Annotated in this window: 16 protein-coding genes and 1 pseudogene; 6 read left to right on the forward strand and 11 right to left on the reverse strand. The window is 64.7% G+C overall.

Annotated elements, in window-relative coordinates; all coding sequences use genetic code 11:
* Positions 1-57 precede the first annotated feature (57 nt).
* Together L5014_RS32830 and L5014_RS32835 are read left to right on the forward strand one after the other, a co-directional pair.
* Complete coding sequence (locus L5014_RS32830; protein ID WP_238467957.1) at positions 58-252, forward strand: hypothetical protein; 195 nt, start codon at positions 58-60, stop codon at positions 250-252.
* 348 nt (positions 253-600) lie between these two features.
* On the forward strand, positions 601-1,521 hold the full coding sequence (locus L5014_RS32835) for a LysR family transcriptional regulator (protein ID WP_238467958.1): 921 nt from the start codon (positions 601-603) through the stop codon (positions 1,519-1,521).
* On the opposite strand, the gene L5014_RS32840 is transcribed toward L5014_RS32835, so the two are convergent.
* The 10 genes from L5014_RS32840 to L5014_RS32885 form a co-directional block, all read right to left on the reverse strand.
* Entirely contained in the window at positions 1,518-2,219 is a 702-nt protein-coding gene (locus tag L5014_RS32840) for a sterol desaturase family protein (protein ID WP_238467959.1), read from the reverse strand. The genes L5014_RS32835 and L5014_RS32840 overlap by 4 nt on opposite strands.
* A gap of 62 nt (positions 2,220-2,281) precedes the next feature.
* Positions 2,282-3,658 carry an MFS transporter gene (locus tag L5014_RS32845; protein WP_238467960.1) on the reverse strand — a complete coding sequence of 459 codons (1,377 nt, stop codon included), beginning with the start codon at positions 3,656-3,658 and terminating at the stop codon, positions 2,282-2,284.
* 67 nt (positions 3,659-3,725) lie between these two features.
* Positions 3,726-5,447: a GMC family oxidoreductase gene (locus tag L5014_RS32850; RefSeq protein WP_238467961.1), complete on the reverse strand. Its 1,722-nt coding sequence runs from the start codon at positions 5,445-5,447 to the stop codon at positions 3,726-3,728.
* Between the two features lie 45 nt (positions 5,448-5,492).
* On the reverse strand, positions 5,493-6,299 hold the full coding sequence (locus L5014_RS32855; protein WP_238467962.1) for an enoyl-CoA hydratase/isomerase family protein: 807 nt from the start codon (positions 6,297-6,299) through the stop codon (positions 5,493-5,495).
* Positions 6,300-6,303: 4 nt separating this feature from the next.
* Entirely contained in the window at positions 6,304-7,878 is a 1,575-nt protein-coding gene (locus tag L5014_RS32860) for an AMP-binding protein (RefSeq protein WP_238467963.1), read from the reverse strand.
* Complete coding sequence (locus L5014_RS32865) at positions 7,871-8,407, reverse strand: (2Fe-2S)-binding protein (protein ID WP_097219658.1); 537 nt, start codon at positions 8,405-8,407, stop codon at positions 7,871-7,873. The genes L5014_RS32860 and L5014_RS32865 overlap by 8 nt, the downstream gene beginning before the upstream one ends.
* Positions 8,404-9,225 carry an FAD binding domain-containing protein gene (locus L5014_RS32870; protein ID WP_238467964.1) on the reverse strand — a complete coding sequence of 274 codons (822 nt, stop codon included), beginning with the start codon at positions 9,223-9,225 and terminating at the stop codon, positions 8,404-8,406. Before L5014_RS32870 ends, L5014_RS32865 begins: the two co-directional genes overlap by 4 nt.
* Entirely contained in the window at positions 9,222-12,263 is a 3,042-nt protein-coding gene (locus tag L5014_RS32875; protein ID WP_238467965.1) for a xanthine dehydrogenase family protein molybdopterin-binding subunit, read from the reverse strand. Before L5014_RS32875 ends, L5014_RS32870 begins: the two co-directional genes overlap by 4 nt.
* 4 nt (positions 12,264-12,267) lie before the next feature.
* Positions 12,268-12,882 (reverse strand): UbiX family flavin prenyltransferase, encoded by a 615-nt coding sequence (locus L5014_RS32880; protein WP_238467966.1) that lies wholly within the window; start codon positions 12,880-12,882, stop codon positions 12,268-12,270.
* Complete coding sequence (locus L5014_RS32885) at positions 12,875-14,368, reverse strand: UbiD family decarboxylase (protein ID WP_238467967.1); 1,494 nt, start codon at positions 14,366-14,368, stop codon at positions 12,875-12,877. Before L5014_RS32885 ends, L5014_RS32880 begins: the two co-directional genes overlap by 8 nt.
* Before the next feature lie 278 nt (positions 14,369-14,646).
* Here L5014_RS32885 and L5014_RS32890 point away from each other — a divergent pair, with 278 nt between their 5' ends.
* The 4 genes and pseudogenes from L5014_RS32890 (at position 14,647) to L5014_RS32905 (ending at position 19,679) form a co-directional block, all read left to right on the forward strand.
* Positions 14,647-15,588, forward strand: a complete 942-nt coding sequence (locus L5014_RS32890) for a LysR family transcriptional regulator (RefSeq protein WP_238467968.1) — start codon at positions 14,647-14,649, stop codon at positions 15,586-15,588.
* Positions 15,585-17,024, forward strand: coding sequence for an aldehyde dehydrogenase family protein (locus L5014_RS32895; protein WP_238467969.1), 1,440 nt, complete (start codon positions 15,585-15,587; stop codon positions 17,022-17,024). Before L5014_RS32890 ends, L5014_RS32895 begins: the two co-directional genes overlap by 4 nt.
* 19 nt (positions 17,025-17,043) lie before the next feature.
* Entirely contained in the window at positions 17,044-18,066 is a 1,023-nt protein-coding gene (locus L5014_RS32900; protein ID WP_238467970.1) for an XdhC family protein, read from the forward strand.
* A gap of 774 nt (positions 18,067-18,840) precedes the next feature.
* Positions 18,841-19,679 (forward strand): annotated as a pseudogene (locus L5014_RS32905) (IS110 family RNA-guided transposase).
* Between the two features lie 243 nt (positions 19,680-19,922).
* On the opposite strand, the gene L5014_RS32910 reads toward L5014_RS32905, so the two are convergent.
* Entirely contained in the window at positions 19,923-20,861 is a 939-nt protein-coding gene (locus L5014_RS32910; RefSeq protein WP_238467971.1) for an electron transfer flavoprotein subunit alpha/FixB family protein, read from the reverse strand.
* Positions 20,862-20,868: the final 7 nt, after the last annotated feature.

The following is a 20,868-nucleotide window of genomic DNA, read 5'->3' on the forward strand; positions in this document are numbered from 1 at the left end:
AACTGACCACCCGCGTCACTGCTTAAGTGCTCGCTTCCGTGTGGAACGAGCGCTCGCGTGTTCGTGGAAAACCTGCTCGGCTACGCGTGGAATCCGCGCTCGGGTGTCGTGGAATACGCAGGCAAGGTGACGAAGTCCGTCGGGTGCTGGCGAACGCGAAGCAGCGTAGCGCCCAGACGCTGGCTGGATAGAACGATGCGCGTGTCGACCTGGCTGCAACGCTCGGGTGCCTCGGGCCGCACGCTGCGCTAAAAACCTGAACGTTGTGCTGTGATAGGCACTGGCGTGGTCTCTATTAAAAGTCTGAACAAATTTTTTGCGCGCTGAAAACACCGAGAGGTCGGCGCAAGTCTGACGGCCGAGGACACGGCGGGACTACCGCTCTGGGGCTGCGAACCGGGCTCCGTGCGCAAGAAACGGTAGCCCAACGCCACGCCGTCTCCCCCGTGGTATGCCTTGCGCGATCGCCTCGGGTGGCCTTGATGGACGCCCGGCTGCAATCAACGACGCGATACCGCAGGTTAGCGATACGACGCCCACCTCATGAAAGACGGCGCGCGGTACTATCTTCGTCGGCCCCATCCCGTATACCCCTGTCCCATGGAACTGAAGCAGATCCAGTACTTCATCGCGCTTTTCGAAGAAGGCACCGTCACGCGCGCCGCCAGGCGGCTCAACATCGCGCAACCGGCGCTCAGCATGCAGATCGCCAAGCTCGAAACGGAGATTCGGCAGAAGCTCTTCGAGCGTGGGCCGCACGGCATGGCGCCGACCGAAGCCGCACGGTTGATGTACCGCCTTTACACGCCGATCATGCGCGACATCGATCACGCACGCGAGCACCTGAGTCGTCGCGATGTCATCGTGACGGGCCGCGTGTCGCTGGGCATGGTGTCGTCAGAGGCGCAGAGCGTATTGCCCGAATCGCTCGCCAGATTCGACGCGCTTTTCCCGCAAGTCGAAGTCTCCGTCGCCGATGGCTTCAGCGCGCAACTGATCGACGCTGTCGAATCTGGCCGGCTCGATGCCGCCATCATCAACAAGCCGCGCGGACGGCTGACGCTCCACGTAGAGCCTTTGATCGTCGAAGAAATGGTGCTGGTGACGAGCGTGGTGCATGGCCCAGAGCTGCCCGACGAGATCGATCTCACGCAGCAGTCGGGCATCGAATTCGTGCTGCCCACGCGCCGCAACGGCCTGCGAGGCGCGCTCGATGCCGCGCTGATGGCGGCTGACGTCGTCATCAAGCCGAAGTTCGAGATCGATCTGCTCAGCACCATCGTGCAGTTCGTTGAGCAGAGCAGTGTCGCGACAATCCTGCCGCGCGTCGTCGTGCAGGCGAAAGTGGACGAAGGGGCCTTGCGCGCACGCACGATCGCGTCGCCGCCGATCGTGCGCCACATCATTCAGGTCACCCATCCGAAGCGGCCGATCGGGCCGGCCGCCCAGGCGCTCATCACGATTATCACTGATGAGATAAAGCGCGTGACGACGGGTGTTATGGGGAAACAAGCGCCTTAGCGGCCGCGTTCCAACGGTTCGCACGTCCTACTCGGAACGTCGCTGCGCGTGCCGAACAGCGTATCGCAGATCGGGAACGTGAGGTTGAAGTTCTGTGTCGCCATCACTTCGGGATCGTGGTGTGTGGCATGCAGGCGCCGCACTGTGTTGACGAGCGGAACGTGGTCGAGGAACGGGCTATCGGTGACGTGTGAGAGCGTATGCAGGCCCTCGTACATCAGAAAGTACGCCGCCATCGTGAGCAGCGCGATGTAGCCTGCGTTGCGGGAGAATACGAACCCAATCATGAGCGCGAACGGCACGGCCGCCAGCACGAACGCAACCGGCGCAAAAGGCGGAAACAGCAGCGCGCGCCAGTGACGGTGGCCCTTGTATTCAAGCGTCACATGCGTGAAGAACCGGTGATGGACTGCGCAATGGCGCTTGTAGATCATGCTGAAATACTTCGTCGGACGATGCAGCACGTAGCGGTGCGCCGCCCATTCCGCCCAGTTGCCGAACAGAAAGAGCGGAATGACCGCCAGCCATTCGGCGAGCGTCGGTGCATGAAGCTGCGTCAGGCAATACACGATCACGCCGCAGGTGAAGAGCAATGTGAAGCCGAGGTGCATTTCGCCGCGATACCACCATGGCGTGGCATTGACATACTCGTCACGGAACTTGTAGGAACGCGCACGAACGTCTTCTTCGTATTTCATCGATGTCTCCGGCTGTTGTGAAAGGCGTGCGCCCGTTGGCGTCCGCCTTTATGCCCAATGACTCAGGAGGGACTGCGCGCGGAACCGCCTTCGAGCTTGCCGAGCGTCTCGGGCACGACGAATGCGCCCACGAGAAAGATCACGCTGATCGCGCCGACGAAGATGGCTAGCGTCATCGGCAACTGGCTCGCGTCCTTCGCGACGAGCGACACGGCCGTCGGCATCATTCCGCCGATCGCGAAGCCGATATTCCACGAAAGGCCCGTGCCGGTCGCGCGGATCGAGGTCGGGAAGCGTTCGTTCAGGAAGATCAGGATCGGCGCATAGCCGGCGCTGCCGAGCGCGGAAAGCAGCACCGCGTAGACGCCGACCATCGTGATGCTTTGCGCCGTCGGCAGCAGCAGGAACAGCGCGGGCATCGCGATGAGCCGGATGATGCCGATCAAGATAAACGCGCCCTTGCGTCCGATGAACGTACTCACGTGCCCTGCCGCGACCGAAGCGATCACCACGGCCACGCTGCAGATCATCAGGATCGCGGCGGCGGCACCGTTCGGCGCATGACTCACGACTTTGAGGAAGGTCGGCAGATAGCCCGATGTGAGGTAGTAGCCGCTGCCGCCGCCGATAGTCAGCAGCAGATTGACGAACAGCACGCAGCGATATTCACGCGAGAAAAGTGTGCGGATCGGCGAGCGCGCCACTTCGACGGTCGCGCTTTTCATCTGCGCGGCGGCCTTCGCGGCCTTGTCGGCGGCGAGTTTCTTCCAGAGCGGCGATTCTTCGAGACTGTTGAACACGAAAAGGCCGAGCAGCGAACTCAGGATGCCCGCGAAGAACATGCAGCGCCAGCCCCACACGTCGAATGCATCGCCGGGAAAGAGCGAGGACATCGCCAGATATGTGAGCGACGCGAGCAGCGCGCCGAGCCCTGCCCCGCCGCCGCCGATCAGCCCCGACACCGCGCCGCGATACTTCGGCGCGACGGATTCGGTGCCAATGGTATGCGTGGATGCGACCACGCCGCCGACGAACACGCCCTGCACGAGACGCAGCAGCAAGAACAACACCGGCGCGACGATGCCCGCCTGGGCGACCGTCGGCAGCACGCCGAAGGCCGCCGTCGACACGCCGACGCCGACGACCGCGACGATCATCGCGCCCTTGCGGCCGTGACGGTCCGCGTAAGAGCCGAAGAGCGCGGAGCCGAGCGGCCGCATCAACAGCGTCACCGCAAACGACGCGTAGACCGCAGCGAGCGAAAGCATCGCGTGCTCGGACGGGAAGAACAGACGCCCGACGATCGGCGCGACGTACAACAACACGAACAGGTCGAACAGATCGAGCGCCCAGCCCATGCACGACGCCATCACCGCGCCCATGATCTGCCTCTGATTAACCGGAAGCACGGTGGCCCCGTCTTGCGCTGCTACAGACATTTGTATCTCCTTGTGTGTCACAGGCGCGCTTTGTTGGATGCGCGCTCTTGTCGCGGTTGAAAAATCGTCAGTGGGCGGCGGCGAGCGGCGATGCCACGCTCGCCCGTCGCTGGGCAACCATCGCATCGGCGATTTTCTCGGCGATCATGATGGTCGGTATGTTCGTATTCGCCGATGGCAGTCGCGGCATCAGCGATGCATCCACAACGCGCAGCCCTCGTGTGCCTCGCACGCGGCCTTCCGTGTCGGTGACGGCGTCGCAGTCCTGCGCGCCACCCATGCGGCAGGTGCCGCTCGCATGCCACACGCCGAACACGTTCGCGCGGATGAAATCGGCGAGCGCGCGGTCGTCGTGGATCAGCGAAGTCATCTTCAGGCCGCGCGTGAAGAAGCGTTCGATCAGCAGACGCCGCAGCGGCGCCGGTGTGTCGAGCAGCGCGCCGAGGATCGAAGTCAGAAGCGCATTGCCTTCGCCGACCTTGCTCAGCGCCTTTACGCGCGGCGAGAAAGCCGCCGGAAAGAAGTCGCGCGCATCGCGTCCCAGACCCGACGCATCGACAATGCGCGCCAGCATCCGCACGCCAGCGGCGAGCCGTTGCAAATCGCGTTCGTCGTCGAGCAGATTCAGATCGACGCGCGGCGCAACGGCCGCATCGGGCGACGCCAGTTGCACGCGGCCACGCGAATACGGCCGGTTGCACCACAGGAAAAGGAGGCCGAGCCGGTTGCCGAGCGCATGCCACGCTGCGCGCGTCGCGCTCGACAGATACAGATCCGACTCGTCGCAGCCCGCGACGCCCGAACTCAAGCGCGCGGCCAACATGCTCGCGCGGCGTCGCGCGAGCGGCATCCGAAAGCGCGGCTCGAGAAAATGACAGAACGTGAGCGACGGATGATCCTGCAGATTGCGTCCGACGCCCGGCAAATCCACCGTACACGGGATGCCCATCGCCACGAGTTGGCGCGCATCGCCGATACCGGCACGCATCAGCATCGCGGGCGACTGCAACGCGCCCGCGCTCAGCACCACTTCACCCGCATCGAAACGCACGCGCTCGCCGTTCGCCGCAATCGCGACGACACCGCGCGCCGTCGCGCCTTCCATCACGATGCGTTCGACGCGCAGATTCGAATAGATGTTGAGATTCGGGCGCTTGCGCGTGGCTTCGTCGAGATAGGCGATGGCCGTCGACACGCGCTTGTCGTCGAGGTTCGAGAACGCGCCCGGAAAGAAGCCGTCGCCGAATTCGCCGTTCTGGTCCTGAAGTTCCGCGAAGCCGTTCGCGCGCAAACCCTTCGCGAATGCATGACAGAACGCCGGCCAGTCCTTCGGCATGATGCGGCGGATCGGCACGGGACCGTCACTGCCGTGCAATTCGCCGCCGGGAAAGTTCACGTCGCGTTCGAGCTTGCGAAAGTACGGCAGCACCTCGCGCCACGACCAGCCTTCGGCGCCGTTCGCGGCCCATTCGTCGTAGTCGCGCGGCAGGCCGCGATTGGCCGACTGCACGTTGATGCTCGACCCGCCGCCCATCACGCGGCCCTGCTCGTACACGCGCGGCGCGGCGTCCTGCGTGGCTTTCGCCTTCAGTTCCGGCCAGATGTACGTGTCGCCGCAGAACACCGGCATCGGATAGCTGTCGAGAATCGCCGCGGGCACCGCGCCCGGCGGCGTGTCGGCGCCCGCCTCGATCAGCGCGACGCGCACCGACGGCTGCGCCGACAGTCGATGCGCAAGCACGCATCCCGCCGAGCCTCCGCCTACGATCACGTAGTCGAAGCGATCCATCGCGTTGTCTCCTCTTGTCTCGTCCGCCGCGCGGCGTATCAGGTATCAGCTGCCGCGAAACACCGGCTTGCGCTTGCCATGAAACGCTTCGACGCCTTCGCGGAAATCGTCTGACGAGCGCAGACGGCTATAGCAATGCCCTTCAAGTTCGATCGCGATCGACAACGGTGCGTCTTCCGAATCGTTCAAGAGCTTCTTCGCGGTGCGCTGCGCGAGCGGCGAGAACGCGCGCAGTTCGTCGACGAGCGCGTCCGTCGCCGATTCGAGTTCGGCGTCCGCGACGCATTCGACGGCGATGCCCCACTCGTATGCCTGCTTGCCCGGAATGCGGCGCGAGCGCATCACGATGTCCTTCGTTCGGCCGATGCCGACCATCGACTGCAAACGCGCCGAGCCGCCCGAGCCGGGAATCTGGCCGAGCTTCTGCTCCGGCAGCGCATAGAAGGTCGTATCGGTGACGATGCGGAAATCGCACGCCAGCGACAACTCGAAGCCCACGCCGAAGCAGAAGCCGCGATTGGCCGCGATCACCGGTTTGGAGCACCGCGCGGGCGCCGCGATGTTCCACGCGAGCTTCGATACGTGCTCCGGCGAAGCTTCCAGAAAGCCCTTGATGTCACCGCCGCTCGAAAAATGCTCGCCTTTCGCGCGCACGACGATCACGCGCACGCGGTCGTCCTCGTCGAGGGCTTCGAACACGGCGCGCAACTGGTCGCGTGCGTGCATCGAAATGACGTTGAACGGCGGCCGGTGCAGGATGATGTCCGCGCGCTCGCGCTGCGCGTCGATTTCGACCGAGAAGCCGTCGAGGTCTTGCAGCAGGGTCTGGCCGCGATGGTTGAGATCACTCATTGTGTTACTCCTTGGTGGTTTCTGTAGGTTGCGCGGCCTGCGCTTGCGAATCGGGCGTGTACTCGCCCGCTTGCAGCTTGCGGCGCAGAATCTTGCCAACCGGCGACTTCGGGATGTCGTCGACGAAGACGTAATCGCGCGGGCGCTTGAAGTTGACGAGGTCGGACTGGCGGCACCATGCATCGAGCGAGTCGGAATCGACGTACTCGCGGCGCTTGATGAATGCAACCACACGCTGGCCCCAGCGCTCGTCCTTGATGCCCGCGACCGCGACTTCATCGACCGCGGGATGCAGCGACAACACCGATTCGATATCCACCGGCGAGATGTTTTCTCCGCCGCTGATGATCATGTCGTCGACGCGGCCCGTCACGTAGAGATCGCCGTCGGCATCGAAGTAGCCGGTGTCGCCGGTGAAGTACCAGCCGTCGCGCAGCGACTTCGCGTTGGCGTCCGGACGGTTCCAGTAGCCTTCGAAGGCTTCGTCGCCGAGCAGGTCCACGATGATCTGCCCTTCTTCGCCGACTTCGGCGATCTCATCGGGCGAGAGCGCATCGAGCTTCACGACGCGCAGCCGCGTATTGATGCCCGCGCGGCCCGCGCTGCCGGGCTTCTTTGTCGCGTCCTGGTCGATGCTGAACGTGTAGACCTCGGACGAGCCGTAGTGATTGACGAAGAGCTCCGGCTCGAACGCGGCCGAGAGGCGCTTGAGCAGGCCGTCGTTCATCGGTGCGCCCGCGAAGCCGAGCTTTCTGACCGACGACGTGTCCGTGCTCGCGAACGCGCTGTCGGCGAGCAGATCGTGATAGAGCGTCGGCACGAGATAGAGGCAGGTGAGCGCGTGCTTCGAGATGCATTCGAGCGCGAGCTTCGCGTTCCAGCGCCGCACGCAGACGAAAAGGCCATCGACGAGCGCCATCGCGAGCAGCGAGCGCACGCCCATCGTGTGATAGAGCGGCATCACGCCGAGCGTGCGTTCGCCGCGCCTGTACAGGTTCTGCGCGACGTGCGCGAGCGCGCCCGCGCGTTCGTGCCGATGCCGGCGCGGCACGCCCTTGCCTTTGCCCGTCGTGCCGGACGTGTAAAGGATCAGCGAGATGTCGTCGGCGGTGGCGTGCGTCGTGTCGGTCACGTCGCCGCTGCGCGTTCGTTCGACGACGAGCGCATCGAAGGTATTGGTGCGGCCGGGCGCATCGTCGAGTCCAACGCGCGGCACTCTTTGCGCGGCGGCGCTCTGCGCGACGGAATCGGCGCTGACGGGTTCGTAGACGATCGCCTTCGCCCCCGCGTCGGTCACGCAGTAGTCGACTTCTTCCGGCTTCGCGCGCCAGTTGAGCGGCACGATCACGATGCCCGCAAACTGTCCGGCCCAATGCAGCGTCGCCATTTCCCAGCGGTTTTGCAGCACGACGAGCATCCGGTCGCCGCGTTGCAGGCCGAGCTCGCGCAGGCCATCGGCGACATTCAGGATCATGCGATGCCACTGCGTGTACGTCAGTTGCACATCGCCATCGACGAGCGCGAGCGCGTTCGGACTGCGCTCGACGCTTTGCAGGAACGTGCGTCCGAGATCAAGCATGTTCGACCTCCTTCGTGCTTGCCTCGGCCCGGCGGCGCGCGGCCACGTCGAGCACGGCGGCCACGATGGGCGTGTAGCCCGTACAGCGGCAGATATGACCCGAGAGCATCTCGCGCACTTGCTCTTCGGACGGATCCGGCACGCGCCGCAGATAATCCGCGCACGACATCAGAATGCCCGCCGTGCAGAAGCCGCATTGCAGCGCGTGATGCCGCTGGAACGCCTGCTGCAGGTCGCCAAGCGTCTGATCGGGCGCAAGGCCTTCGACGGTATCGATATGCCGCCCATCGGCCTGCACCGCGAGCATCAGGCACGAGCGCGCCGCGACGCCATCGACCTGTACGGTACATGCGCCGCACACGCCGTGTTCGCAGCCGACGTGCGTGCCCGTCGCGCCGAGTTCGTGCCGGATGAAGTCCGACAGCAGTTCGCGCGGCTCGCAATAGCCGCTTCGTTCGCGGCCGTTCAGCGTCAGCGCGATGCGCTGCGCTTTGCCGTGCCGCATGATGGTGTCCGACATCTTGCTCACTTTGCCTCCTCGATCACGCGCCATCCGAGTTGCCGGACCAGATTCCGGCGATATTTCGCGCTGATGTGCGCATCGTCCTGCGCGTTCAGTTTCCAGCTCAAATCGTTCAGTGCGCCGCACAGGTCGTCGCCCTGCAGACGCGGCCATTGCTCCGTCACCGGCCGGTCCGCGACGCCGCCGACTGCAATACGGATCGACTCGTCGGTGACGACGGCCGCGCACGCGACGATCGCGAAATCGCCGTGTCGCGCGGAAAATTCCGCGAACGCGTAGCGCTCGCCTGCCTTGCGCAGCGGGAAGCGCACCGCTTCGACGAGTTCGTCGGGCTCGCGCGCAGTCATCAGCATTCCCTGAAAGAAGTCCTGCGCGGCGAGCGTGCGGCGCCTCTTTCGCGAGCGCAGCATCACGTCGCCGCCGAGCGCCGAAAGCACGAGCGGCAACTCCGCGCTCGGGTCCGCATGCGCGATCGATCCGCACACGGTTCCGCGATTGCGAATCTGAAAGTGCGAGATATGCGGGAAGGCCATCGCGAGCAGCGGCGCTTCGTCGGTGAGCGTGCTGCGCCATTCGACGCTGCCTTGCGTCGCCGCGGCGTTCACGACGAGATGCCCCGCCTTGTCGTCGACGCGCACGGCGTCCAGCTCGGCGGTGCGCGAGATATCGACGAGCACCTTCGGCTGCGCGAGCCGCATGTTGAGCACGGCCATCAGCGACTGGCCGCCCGCCAGCACGCGCGCGTCCTCGCCGTATTGCGCGAGCGCGTCGAGCGCGTCTTGCGCGGTCATCGCGCGCAGGTAGTCGAACGGTGCGGGCTTCATGCGTGTCTCCTGAAACGTGCGAGGAGTCTCGCGATCCACGATCCGTGCGCTTGCACGGGCTTGCCCGCCGCCTGCCGGCCGAGCGATTCGAACAATTGCCTGAGCACCACCTTCGCCGCGCCTTCGAGCATCCGGCCGCCGACCGCCGCTACCTTGCCTGACACCTGCGCTTCGTAGTCGTACGTGAGGCGCGTGCCGCTGCCCTGCGGCGTCAGTTCGACGAGACCGCTGCCGCGCGCGCTGCCGAGCGGCGAGATCCCCGCGCCAGCGAGTCGCAGCCGGCGCGGCGCATCGATCTCCGACAAGCCGATACGCGCCTCGAAACGCGCCTTGATCATGCCGACGCCGACGGTCACGTCCGCGCGATACTGGTTCGGCGCCGTCTCTTCGAGCGCGTGACAGCCGGGAATGACTTTGGCAAGCGCCTTCGGATCGAGCAGCACGGCGAACACCGCTTCGGGCGTCGCGGGCAGGTCGACCGCGCCCTGCGCCGTCAGTGCGCGTCCGCCGCCCGGCGTCGCGGGCTTCGTGGCGGGCGCTTCGCGATATTCCGGCCGCGACGGTTCGGGATCGTCCATGCCGATCATCGCCATCACTCTGGGCGGCGTGAGCGGCAGGCGAATGTCTTCGACGCCGAGCGCGTCCGCCACTGCATTCGCGATGCACGGCGGCGTGCTCATGTTGTTGCCTTCGCCGAGACCCTTCGCGCCAAGCGGCGTGAAAGGCGAAGGCGTCTCGAGATGCAAGATCAGCGGATCGGGCACTTCGCAGGTCGTCGGCATCAGATAGTCGGCGAGCGTGCCGGACTGGAAGCTGCCGTCCGCGCCGTAGCGGAACTCTTCCATCAGCGCCGCGCCGACGCCTTGCGCGAACGCGCCGCGAATCTGGCCATCGGCGAGTGCGGGATTGAGGATGGTGCCGGCGTCGTGCACGGTCACATATCGGTCGACGCGCACGCGTCCCGTCACGCGATCCACTTCGACGCCGCACATGTCGAACGCGAAGCCATACGCCGCCGATGTATTGATGCGGTCCTGTTCGTCGGGCGCATCCATGTGCGGCGGCGACCAGAACACGGTTTCGCGCAGGCCCGGCTCTTCGCCCTCGGGCAACAGCGCGGGCGCCCAGTGCGGCGCATTGCTCGCGGCGCGCGCGAACGGCAGCGCGCGGTCTTCGGCGTCGTGCGGAAAGACGCGCGCGCCTTCGAAGCGCACGTCGCCGGGCGCGCAGTTGAACTGCTTCGCGAGCACGCGCGCGAGCTTGTCGCGCACGCGCCTCGCGGCCAGATGCACCGTGCCCGCCACCGCGCCCGCGAAGCGGCTCGAATAATTGCCCGCCGCGACGGACCAGGCGTCCTTGTGCGTATCGAATTCGACGTTCACGACGATGTCCTTCGGATCGAGCCCGAGCACATCGGCGACGACTTGCGCGCACACTGTCATGTGGCCCTGGCCCGCGGGCGTCGAGGCGATCGTGACGACCACGCCACCGAGCAGATCGACGCTGACGGTCGCGCTCGCGATCGCGCCGTTCTTCGGCCCGGCTTTCCTGCGTGCGTCGGCGGGCATCACGGTCGTGATGTAGCCCATGTTCGATACCGACGGCTCGACGATCGCCGCGAAGCCGATGCCATACAGCCGCCCTTCGTTGCGCGCGGCGTCGCGGCGCGCAACGAGTTCCCGGTATCCGCCTTCGTCGAGTGAACGGCGCAGCGCTTCCTGATAATTGCCCGAATCGAGCAGCGCGCCCGCCGCCGCGCGATACGGAAACGCATCGGCGGGAACGAAGTTGCGGCGATACACGTCGAGCACATCGAGCTTCAGTTCGATCGCGATGCGCTGGATCAGCCGCTCCAGCGCGAAGTACACCTGCGGCCCGCCGAAGCCGCGCACGAGCCCCGTCGGCGTCTTGTTCGTCAGCACGACGCGATTGCGCACGAGCAGATTCGGGATCGCGTACGCGCCCGTCAGGCAGCCGTGCATCCGGTAGAAGGTCGCGGGCTCGGGCGCGCGCACGTAGCCGCCGACGTCTTCCAACTGATCGTAAGACAGCGCGACGATGCGGCCATCCGCTTCGACGGCCGCTTCTATCGTTGAAACACGCGCCGTCGCCGATGTCGCCGCGCTCAAGTGTTCGAGCCGATCCTCGACCCACTTCACCGGCGCGCCCGCCTTGCGCGACGCGAGGCACATCAGCACGACATACGGAAACACGGCCTGCTTCACGCCGAAGCTGCCGCCGGAATCGCGCGGGGCCTTATGACGCAGGCGATTGGCGGGCACGTTCAACGCCATCGCCATGACAGCGTGCAGCGAGAACGGCCCCATGAAATTCGACGTGACGTCGTAGCCTTCATCGCCCGAAAGATACTCGGCGATGACCACGCCGCACTCGATCGGCGCGCACGTGTTGCGCGGATAATGCGCGACCAGCTTCACGCGATGCGGCGCGCGCTCGAAGGCCGCTTCCGGCTCGCCGTAGCGGAAATGCCGGTCGCTGATGACGTTGCTGCCGACGCGTTCGTGCAGCACCGGCGCGTCGTCCTTCGCGGCTTGTTCGATCGACGTCACGGGATCGAGCATCGCGTAGTCGACCTTGATCAGATCGAGCGCGTCTTCCGCGAGCGCACGCGATTCGGCCATCACGACCGCGACCGGCTCGCCGACGTAGCGCACGCGGTCCATCGCGAGCGCCCACTGCTCCATCGGCGATTTCACGCCGACCACGAACGGTCGCGACCACGGACGCAGATCGTCGCGCGTGAGCACGGCGCGCACGCCCGCGAGTTTCGACGCGGCTTGCGTATCGATCGACAGGATGTCCGCATGCGCGTGCGGCGAACGTAGAATCGCGGCGTGCAGCGTGCCCGGCTTGACAGCGATGTCGTCGCCATAGCGGCCACGGCCCGTCAGGATCGCCGGGTCTTCGAGGCGCTCCATCGGGCGTCCGATGTGACGCTGCGGCGCGGTCGCTTCGCGCATCTCTTTGCCGGCGACGCGCGCGTCCATGTCGGCAAATGCGGTTTCGCGCTGATTCATGACGTTACTCCTCCAGTGCGGCGCGGCCGCCGAATTCATCTGCGAGACCGCTCCAGCGGCGCGCAATCTCGTCGTGCTCGATGCCGAACAGATCGAGAATGCGCCCGACCGTGTGGTCGACCACGTCCTCGATAGTCTGCGGATGCGCGTAGAACGCGGGCACCGGCGGCATCACGATCGCGCCCATTTCCGTGGCGAGTGTCATGTTGCGCAAATGCGCGAGATTGAGCGGCGTTTCGCGCGCGACCAGCACGAGGCGGCGGCGCTCCTTGAGCATCACATCGGCGGCACGCGTCAGCAGGTTGTCCGCGAAGCCGTTCGCGACGCCCGCGAGCGTTTTCATCGAACATGGCGCGATCACCATGCCTTCGGTCAGAAACGATCCGCTCGCCACGGCCGCGCCGATATCGCGCACGTTGTGCACGACATCGGCAACGGCTTCCAGATCACCACGCGCGAAGCCGAGTTCCTGGGCGGCCGTCACCGCGCCCGACGACGACACGATGAGATGCGTCTCGTGCGTGCCGAGCCGGCGCAACGCGGCGAGCAAACGCACGCCGATCACCGCGCCGCTTGCGCCCGAAATGCCGACGACGATGCGCTTCTTTCGTTCAGCCATGATCGCGCAACAGATAGGCGTCGAACGCGCTGTTGTCAGCGGCGACGAGTGCGTGCAGATCGACCATGTCTTGCCCCGGTATGTGCACGCGCGTGAACACATGCGCGGGATACACGACGGGGCGCGTCGCATCGAGGCCCATCTTCGCGCTGACGCCTTGCAGATGCGACGGCGCATCGTCGGGCTGACCGACCGTCGTCGATGGATCGAGCGGCGAACCTTGCGCGCCCGCTATCACGACGAGATCGCGGTCTGCCTGGAAGCGCGTCGCGATCGCCCATTCGATTTCGGCGGGATCGTGCACGTTCACATCGGTATCGACGACGACGACCTGCTTGATGTCGTAATGCGCGCCGAACGCGCACAGGATGACGTTCTTCGCTTCGCCTTCGCGCTTCTTGTCGAATTGCACCCACAGGTGATAGCGGCACACGCCGCCCACCGACAGATGCACGTCCTTCACGGCGGGATGGCTGCGCTGAAGATGCGCGAGCAACGTGGCTTCGCGCGGAATCGCGCCGAGCAGCAGATGCTCCATTTCAGCGGGCACGATCGTATGAAAGATCGGATCGCGCCGATGCGTGACGGCCGTCACTTCGATGACTTCACGTGCTTCCTTCGCGCTGTAGTACTTCGGAAATTCGCCGAACGGACCTTCCGGCTCGCGCACGTTCGGCGGAATGCGCCCTTCGATGACGATCTCCGCAAACGCCGGCACGTGCACGCCGTTCGTCATGCATCGCGCGACAGGCAACGGCGCACCGTGCAGCGCGCCCGCAATTTCGAGTTCGTCGTGATCGATCGGCGTGATCGCTTGCGACGCGAGCATCGTCAGGGGATCGACGCCAATCACGATGGCGACGTCGAGCGCATCGCCCGCTTCTTCGGCTGCGCGCTGAAACGCGTAGAGATGGCGCGGCAGCAGCAGGATCGCCATGCGATCGGGGCCGTGCACCTGAATGCGGTTGATCGAGACGTTCTGCACGCCGGTGCGCGGATTGCGCGCGATCACGAGACCGGCGGTGATGTACGGGCCGTTGTCGTGTTCGCTGTGGGTGGGAATGGGCAGCAGCGCGTGAAGATCGATGCCGCTCGTGTGCACCACCTGCTGACAGGGCGCGTCCTCACGTTGAATCAGTTTCGATGCGAGCGGCGCGGCGGCCGCAGCGGAAAAACGCGCGAGCAACGCGGATTCATCGACGCCCATCGCTTCCGCGATCCACGCGCGCTTCGACATGAAGCCGCTCACGACGGGCATCGCATGTCCGTGCGGCTGCGTGAAAAAAGCAGCTTGTTCGCCGTCGAGCCGCTTCGCAATGGCGGCGAGTTCGTGCTCGAGCGCGACGGGCTTGTCGATCGTCGCGACACGGCCGGTTTTCGCGAGATGCGCGAGCCAGTCGCGCAGCGACAGCGAGCCGGTGTCGGCGTGATCCCGTGCCCAGGCGAATGAGGGAATGCCGTGCGTTGCGGCATCGCGTGTGTTCATCGTCGTCTCCATCTGTGAGCGCCTGCCATGGCAAGCGCATGGGATGAAGCGTAGCCAGATCGCGCCATAACATCTAATACTGTTTACTGATGCGACGGATCATTCGTTCTTATATCCGTGTTAGCCCGGATGACAGCGTCCTTACAGTTACGTATCAATAGACCGCTCGCGCACGCCCTCACGGAGGGCTCGCCACGATAAGGCGCCCTGCACCGTCGACGAACGCAGGGTGATAATGTCACCGCACCCCATTAGCGTCGCTGATGCCCCGAGGGAACATGGACCTCAAGCAAATCCAGTACTTCATCGCGCTGTTCGAGGACGGCTCGGTCACGCGCGCCGCGAAGCGGCTGAACATCGTGCAACCGGCCTTGAGCATGCAGATCGCGAAGCTCGAGGACGAACTACATCAGCAGCTGTTCGAGCGCGGCGCAGACGGCATGGCGCCGACCGCCGCCGGACGGCTGATGTACCGCCTGTTTTTACCGATCATGCGCGACCTTGCCCACGCGCGGCAGCAACTCGTGCAGCGCGACGAAGTGGTGACGGGGCATGTCGGCATCGGGCTGATCGCATCGGTGACGGAAAGCGTGCTCGCGGATTCGCTGTCGCGCTTTCACGCGCGTTACCCCGATGTCGAAGTCACCGTCGCCGATGGCTACAGTGCGACCTTCATCGACTGGGTGGCGGGCGGCCAGCTCGATGCCGCCATCATCAACAAGCCGCGAGCGCGCCTTTCGCTCGACTCGCGCCCGCTGCTCGACGAAGAGATGGTGCTTGCCACCAGCGCCGCGCATGGTCCCGACTTGCCCCATGCAATCGAGCTCGCGCAATTGCCCGAACTCGAACTGGTGCTGCCGACGAAGCGCCACGGCCTGCGCGGCGTGCTCGACAGCGCGGCGCAACACGAGGACGTTTTGCTCGCGCCGCGCTTCGAGATCGACGTGCTCTCGACGATTCTCAAGCTCGTCGAGCACACGCGCTTCGCGACGATCCTGCCGCGCATCGTCGTCGAGCGTGCCGCGCGGCACGGCACCCTGCGCATGTGCCCGATCCTCGCGCCGCGTATCGTCCGGCACATTCTCTGCGTGAGCCATCCGCGCCGCCCATTGAGCGCGGCGGCGGAGGCGTTGATCGCGACCATCGGCGACGAGTTGCATCGGGCGTCGACCATTACGGGCGACGAGCCCTCAAACGACACGAAGGAACGCTCAGCATGAATGCACGACACTGGATTGCCGGCGAATGGACGGGGATGCCCAACATCGACAGCATCGATCCCGCAACGGGCGAGGCCGTCGGCCAGTTCGCCGACGGCGGCGCGATCGAAGCCGATGCCGCCATCGCCGCTGCTCGGCACGTGTTCGATCACACGGCATGGGCGCAGGACGCGCGCCTGCGCCAGGACGTGTTGCTCGGCTGGGCTTCAGCGCTCGAAGCCGAACGCGACATGCTCGCGACGCTGCTCACGCGCGAAAACGGCAAGGCGATCGCGCAATCGCGCGGCGAGATTGCGGGCGCGATATCGGAAGTACGCTATTACGCGGGGCTCGCGCGGCATATTGCCGGGCACGTGCTCGAACCGGAACCGGGCACGATATCGACGATGCTGCGCGAAGCGGCCGGCGTTGCGGCGATCATCGTGCCGTGGAATGCGCCCGCCGTGCTGCTCGTGCGCTCGCTCGCGCCCGCACTGGCGGCCGGCTGCACGGCGATCGTCAAACCGGCGGCGCAGACGTCGCTGCTCACGGCCGCGATGTTGCGCTGCTTCGAACGCACGGCGTTGCCTGAAGGCGCGGTGAACCTCGTCAACGAACGGGGACACGCGGCCAGCCAGCGGCTCGTGGATTCTCACGACGTCGATGTGGTGAGCTTCACGGGATCGACGGCAACGGGCAAGAAGATCATGGCGGCCGCTGCCGACAGCATGAAGAAGCTGTCGCTCGAACTTGGCGGCAAGTCATGCTGCGTCGTTTTCGAGGATGCCGATATTGCGGCGATAGCGCCGCGTCTCGCGCGCGCCGCGACGATCATCTCCGGGCAGCAATGCACGGCGGCGCGCCGGGTGCTGGTTCATGCGTCGCGCGCCGCGGAGATGCGCGAGCACCTCATGTCGGCGCTAGCGTCGCTGAGGGTCGGACCGGGCATCGATCCGGCAACGGATATCGGCGCGCTCATCGACGGCACGACGCGCGATGCGGTGCAACGGACGATCGAGCGCGCGTGCGGGATGGCCGAGCGCGTGCTGCTGCGAGGCACTTGCTCGGGGCATGCGTTTCTGTCGCCGACGCTCGTCGAACACGGCGATCCCAAGGCGTTCTTCTGTCAGGACGAGATCTTTGGCCCGTTCGTCACGCTGGAAGTCTTTGCGAACGAAATGGAAGCGATCGACAAAGCCAACGACACGGTCTTCGGTCTCTCGGCAAGCGTATGGACGCACGACGGAGCGCGCGCGTTCCGCGTCGCGCGTGCGCTGCGCAACGGCACTGTGTGGATCAATGACCACAACAAGCTTTTCGCCGAAGCCGAAACGGGCGGGTATCGCCAAAGCGGACTGGGTCGGCTGCACGGCTACGATGCCCTCGCCGACTTCACCGAAATCAAGCACATCTGCATGCCGGCCGGCGTTGCGGAACATATCACGCCGTTGCGGTGAATGGCAGGGAGGCGAGTCAATGGACAGCGTGGATCTCGAAGTCCTGAAAAGCAGTGCGCGATGGCTGGCAGACGGGCATCGCGTGCTGCTGGTGACGGTGGTGAAGACATGGGGATCGTCGCCGCGTCCCGTAGGCGCGATGCTCGCCGTGCGCGCCGATGGGCATGTGGTCGGGTCGGTGTCGGGCGGATGCATCGAAGACGATCTGATCGATCGCGTGCGGCAGCGAGGCGTCGAACAGGAAAGGCCGCAGGCGTTGAAGTACGGCGTCAGCGCGCAAGAGGCGCACCGCTTCGGCCTGCCTTGTGGCGGCACCATTCAGCTCGTGCTGGAGCCGTTGACACTTGCGAGCGGTATCGCCGAGCTGTGTGCAGCGGTGGAGGCAGGCAGGCTCATCGCGCGCACGCTCGACATGGCGACGGGCGCTGCGCGCCTCGAACCCGCGCAGGCGACGGACGGCGTCCTGTTCGACGGGACGACGCTGCTGACCATCCATGGGCCCCGTTACCGGATGCTGGTGATCGGCGCGGGACAGTTGTCGCGCTATCTGTGCAGCATCGCGGTTGGGCTGGATTATCAGGTCACGGTGTGCGATCCGCGCGAGGAATATACGGAAGAGTGGAACGTGCCGGGCACGACCATCGTTCGCGCCATGCCCGACGACACCGTGATGGACATGAAGCTCGACGAACGCTGTGCGGTGATCGCGCTGACGCACGATCCGAAGCTCGACGATCTCGCGCTGATGGAAGCGCTGAAAACGCCTGCGTTCTATGTGGGTGCGCTCGGTTCGCGTCGCAATAACGCGGCGCGGCGCAAGCGCTTGAAGGAGTTCGATCTCAACGATGAAGAACTCGCGCGCCTGCACGGACCGGCGGGCATCTACATCGGCAGCCGGACGCCGCCGGAGATCGCCCTGTCGATACTTGCCGAATTGACGGCCGCGAAAAATGGCGTGTCGTTGCCGGAACTGCTACGGGTCGAAGGCGCTAAGGCGGTCCGGGAGATGGCGGGCAACGCGGTGGGCTGTGGCGCCTTGTAAGCGCAGCAGAAACGAATTTTGCATGGCTTCTGCATGATGCGAAGCGTTCAGGACATCAAAGCGCATTCGACACAGTCGATGTCTTACTCGCGGGTCTTGCGTCTGCGCCGCCGGCATCCGCATTGCGGCGCCATGGGCCGATAGATCGCCGACAAGTTCTCCGCGCGGGCGGCACAACGGCCTCCTCGACACACTGTCAACTGTCGCGGCATTTATCGCCACGCATGCTTCCCGTACATTCGCTGTACCCAACTCAACCGGAGAACAGCAATGCATTGCCGGGCTTTTGAATGTCCGATCAAATCGCTATCTGACCGGCCGCGGATGGTAGCGCCCCCTCAACGCTCGGTGACCATTGGGAGACCCTTGCGGAATTCCGCGCCTGCTGTCTCTGGCCTCCGTCGTGCGTGTCTTCCGACCTCGATCATCGGTTTCTTAAACACTCTTCTGATAGGATCCGGCCGGTAAGTCTCCTGCCTGAGCGCAAGCGCCAGTTCGCCGAGCCCACCTCTGCACCCCGTACGGCGGCCAACCTCGATTGTATTTGTATCACCCCAGTCGGTAATCAATTCGACGCGAACGACGATCTTCATCGCACACCTCGGCATAGGCACCAGCGAGGTTCAATGCTACCGCGCCGAACCCCACACTTTTTAACAGTCCCTCAAGAAAGTCTCAACTTTAGTAGCGAATTCGTATCAACTAATGGGATGGTCCGCCCCGCCTCAGCGGATACCATACACCGGCAAAACCTATCGGCACCCGGAGATTATCATGGACAACGTAGCGCTCGTTGGCATCGATCTCGGCAAGCATAGCTTCCACCTCCACGGTCAGGACGGGAGCGGCAAGGCGGTATTTCGCAAAAAGATGAACCGCAAGCAACTGATCGAGTCCTTCTCAACGTTTCATGCCTGCACCGCCGTCATGGAGGCCTGCGCCGGTTCGCATCATATGGCTCGCAAGCTGGCCACATTCGGGCATACGGTCAAGTTGATCTCACCGCAGTTCGTGCGGCCATGGAAGCGTGCGGCTCGTCGCACTACTGGGGCCGCGAACTCACAAAGCTCGGACACACCGTTCGACTGATCGCCCCGCAGTTCGTCCGGCCTTACGTAAAGAGCAACAAGACCGACGCGGCCGACGCCGAAGCAATCTGCGAAGCGGTACAACGACCGAACATGCGCTTTGTACCGGTCAAGACGCAGGCGCAACAGACAATGCTATCGCTGCATCGCGCTCGCGCCGGGCTGGTCAAGTCGCGCACAGCACTGGCCAACCAGATCCGCGAACTTCTAGGCGAATTCGGTATCGCGCTACCACAAGGTATCCGGCTACTGGGGCAACGGGCCATGGAGGCTCTTTCCAGCCGTGACAGTGAATATTGCGAACCGTTTCGGGCGTTAATCCAGATGCTCGTCGAGCACTTGCGCGAGCTTGGCAACAAGGTGGCCGAACTGGAAGGTCGCATCCGCGCAATCCACCGGACCGATGCGCCCGGCCAACTTCTCGAAACAATACTCGGAATCGGGCCGCTCACCGCGTCCGCCCAGAGCCGTTTGTCTACCGACTTGACTTCTAGATGGCACGAACCGAAAGCAATGCGTGCGTAAGGTACCGAAACGTTGCGCATGCGAATGTCTTCGCCAAGCGCATCGCCTCGCAGAAGTGACGTTCGATTGCCACGTGCTTGTGCTCGACGGTGATAAGCCAACGGTCACCCGCCCGGCACTGGCGAATTCCCATGCCGGGCATGAAGATAACAACCAGCGCCAAAGAGCGGCGTCATCTGTCTCCGCGTGCACAGCTTCGGCTCGTCGTGCAAACTCAATCGGGGGCGAGCTATGGCGACGATTCTAGCCGTCGATCGCTCCAGTAAGTTCTGGCGCGACCGTAAAAAGATCGCCGACGAGACCATAGTCGGCGACACTGAAAATCGGCGCTTCGGGATCCTTGTTGATCGCGACGATCACCTTCGAGTCTTTCATGCCGGCGAGGTGCTGGATCGCACCCGAGATGCCGACGGCAACGTACAGTTGCGGCGCGACGATCTTGCCGGTCTGGCCGACCTGGTAGTCGTTCGGCACGAAGCCCGCGTCGACTGCCGCGCGCGACGCGCCGAGCGCCGCGCCGAGCTTGTCTGCCAGCGGCTCCAGCAGCTTCGTGTAGTTCTCGCCGTTGCCGAGCCCCCGGCCGCCGGACACGATGATCTTCGCGTCTGTCAGCTCCGGACGGTCCAGCTTCATCACTTCGCGGCTCACGAACTGCGAGATGCCGGCGTCGGCTGCGGCTTCGATCTTCTCGACCGACGCGCTGCCGCCTTCGGCCGCAACGGCGTCGAAGCCGGTCGTACGCACGGTGATCACCTTGATCGAGTCAGCCGATTGCACGGTCGCGATCGCGTTGCCCGCGTAGATCGGACGCTCGAACGTGTCGGCGGAATTGACTGCGGTGATGTCGCTGATCTGTGCGACGTCGAGCTTCGCGGCGATGCGCGGCGCGATGTTCTTGCCGTAGGCGGTGGCCGGCGCGAGGATGTGCGAGTAGTCCTTGGCGATATTCAGCACGGTGGCTTCGACGTTTTCCGCGAGGCCTTTGGCGAGTTGCGGCGCGTCCGCGAGCAGCAACTTCGAGACGCCGGCGATTTTCGCGGCGGCGTCCGCTGCGGCCTGCGCGTTGTGACCCGCGACTAGCACGTGAATGTCGCCGCCAATTTTCTGGGCCGCCGCGATGGTGTTCAGCGTCGCGGTCTTGATCGACGCATCGTCGTGTTCTGCAATTACCAGATTCGTCATTTGCTCT

Source organism: Paraburkholderia tagetis (assembly GCF_022213065.1).
Lineage (GTDB): Bacteria > Pseudomonadota > Gammaproteobacteria > Burkholderiales > Burkholderiaceae > Paraburkholderia > Paraburkholderia tagetis.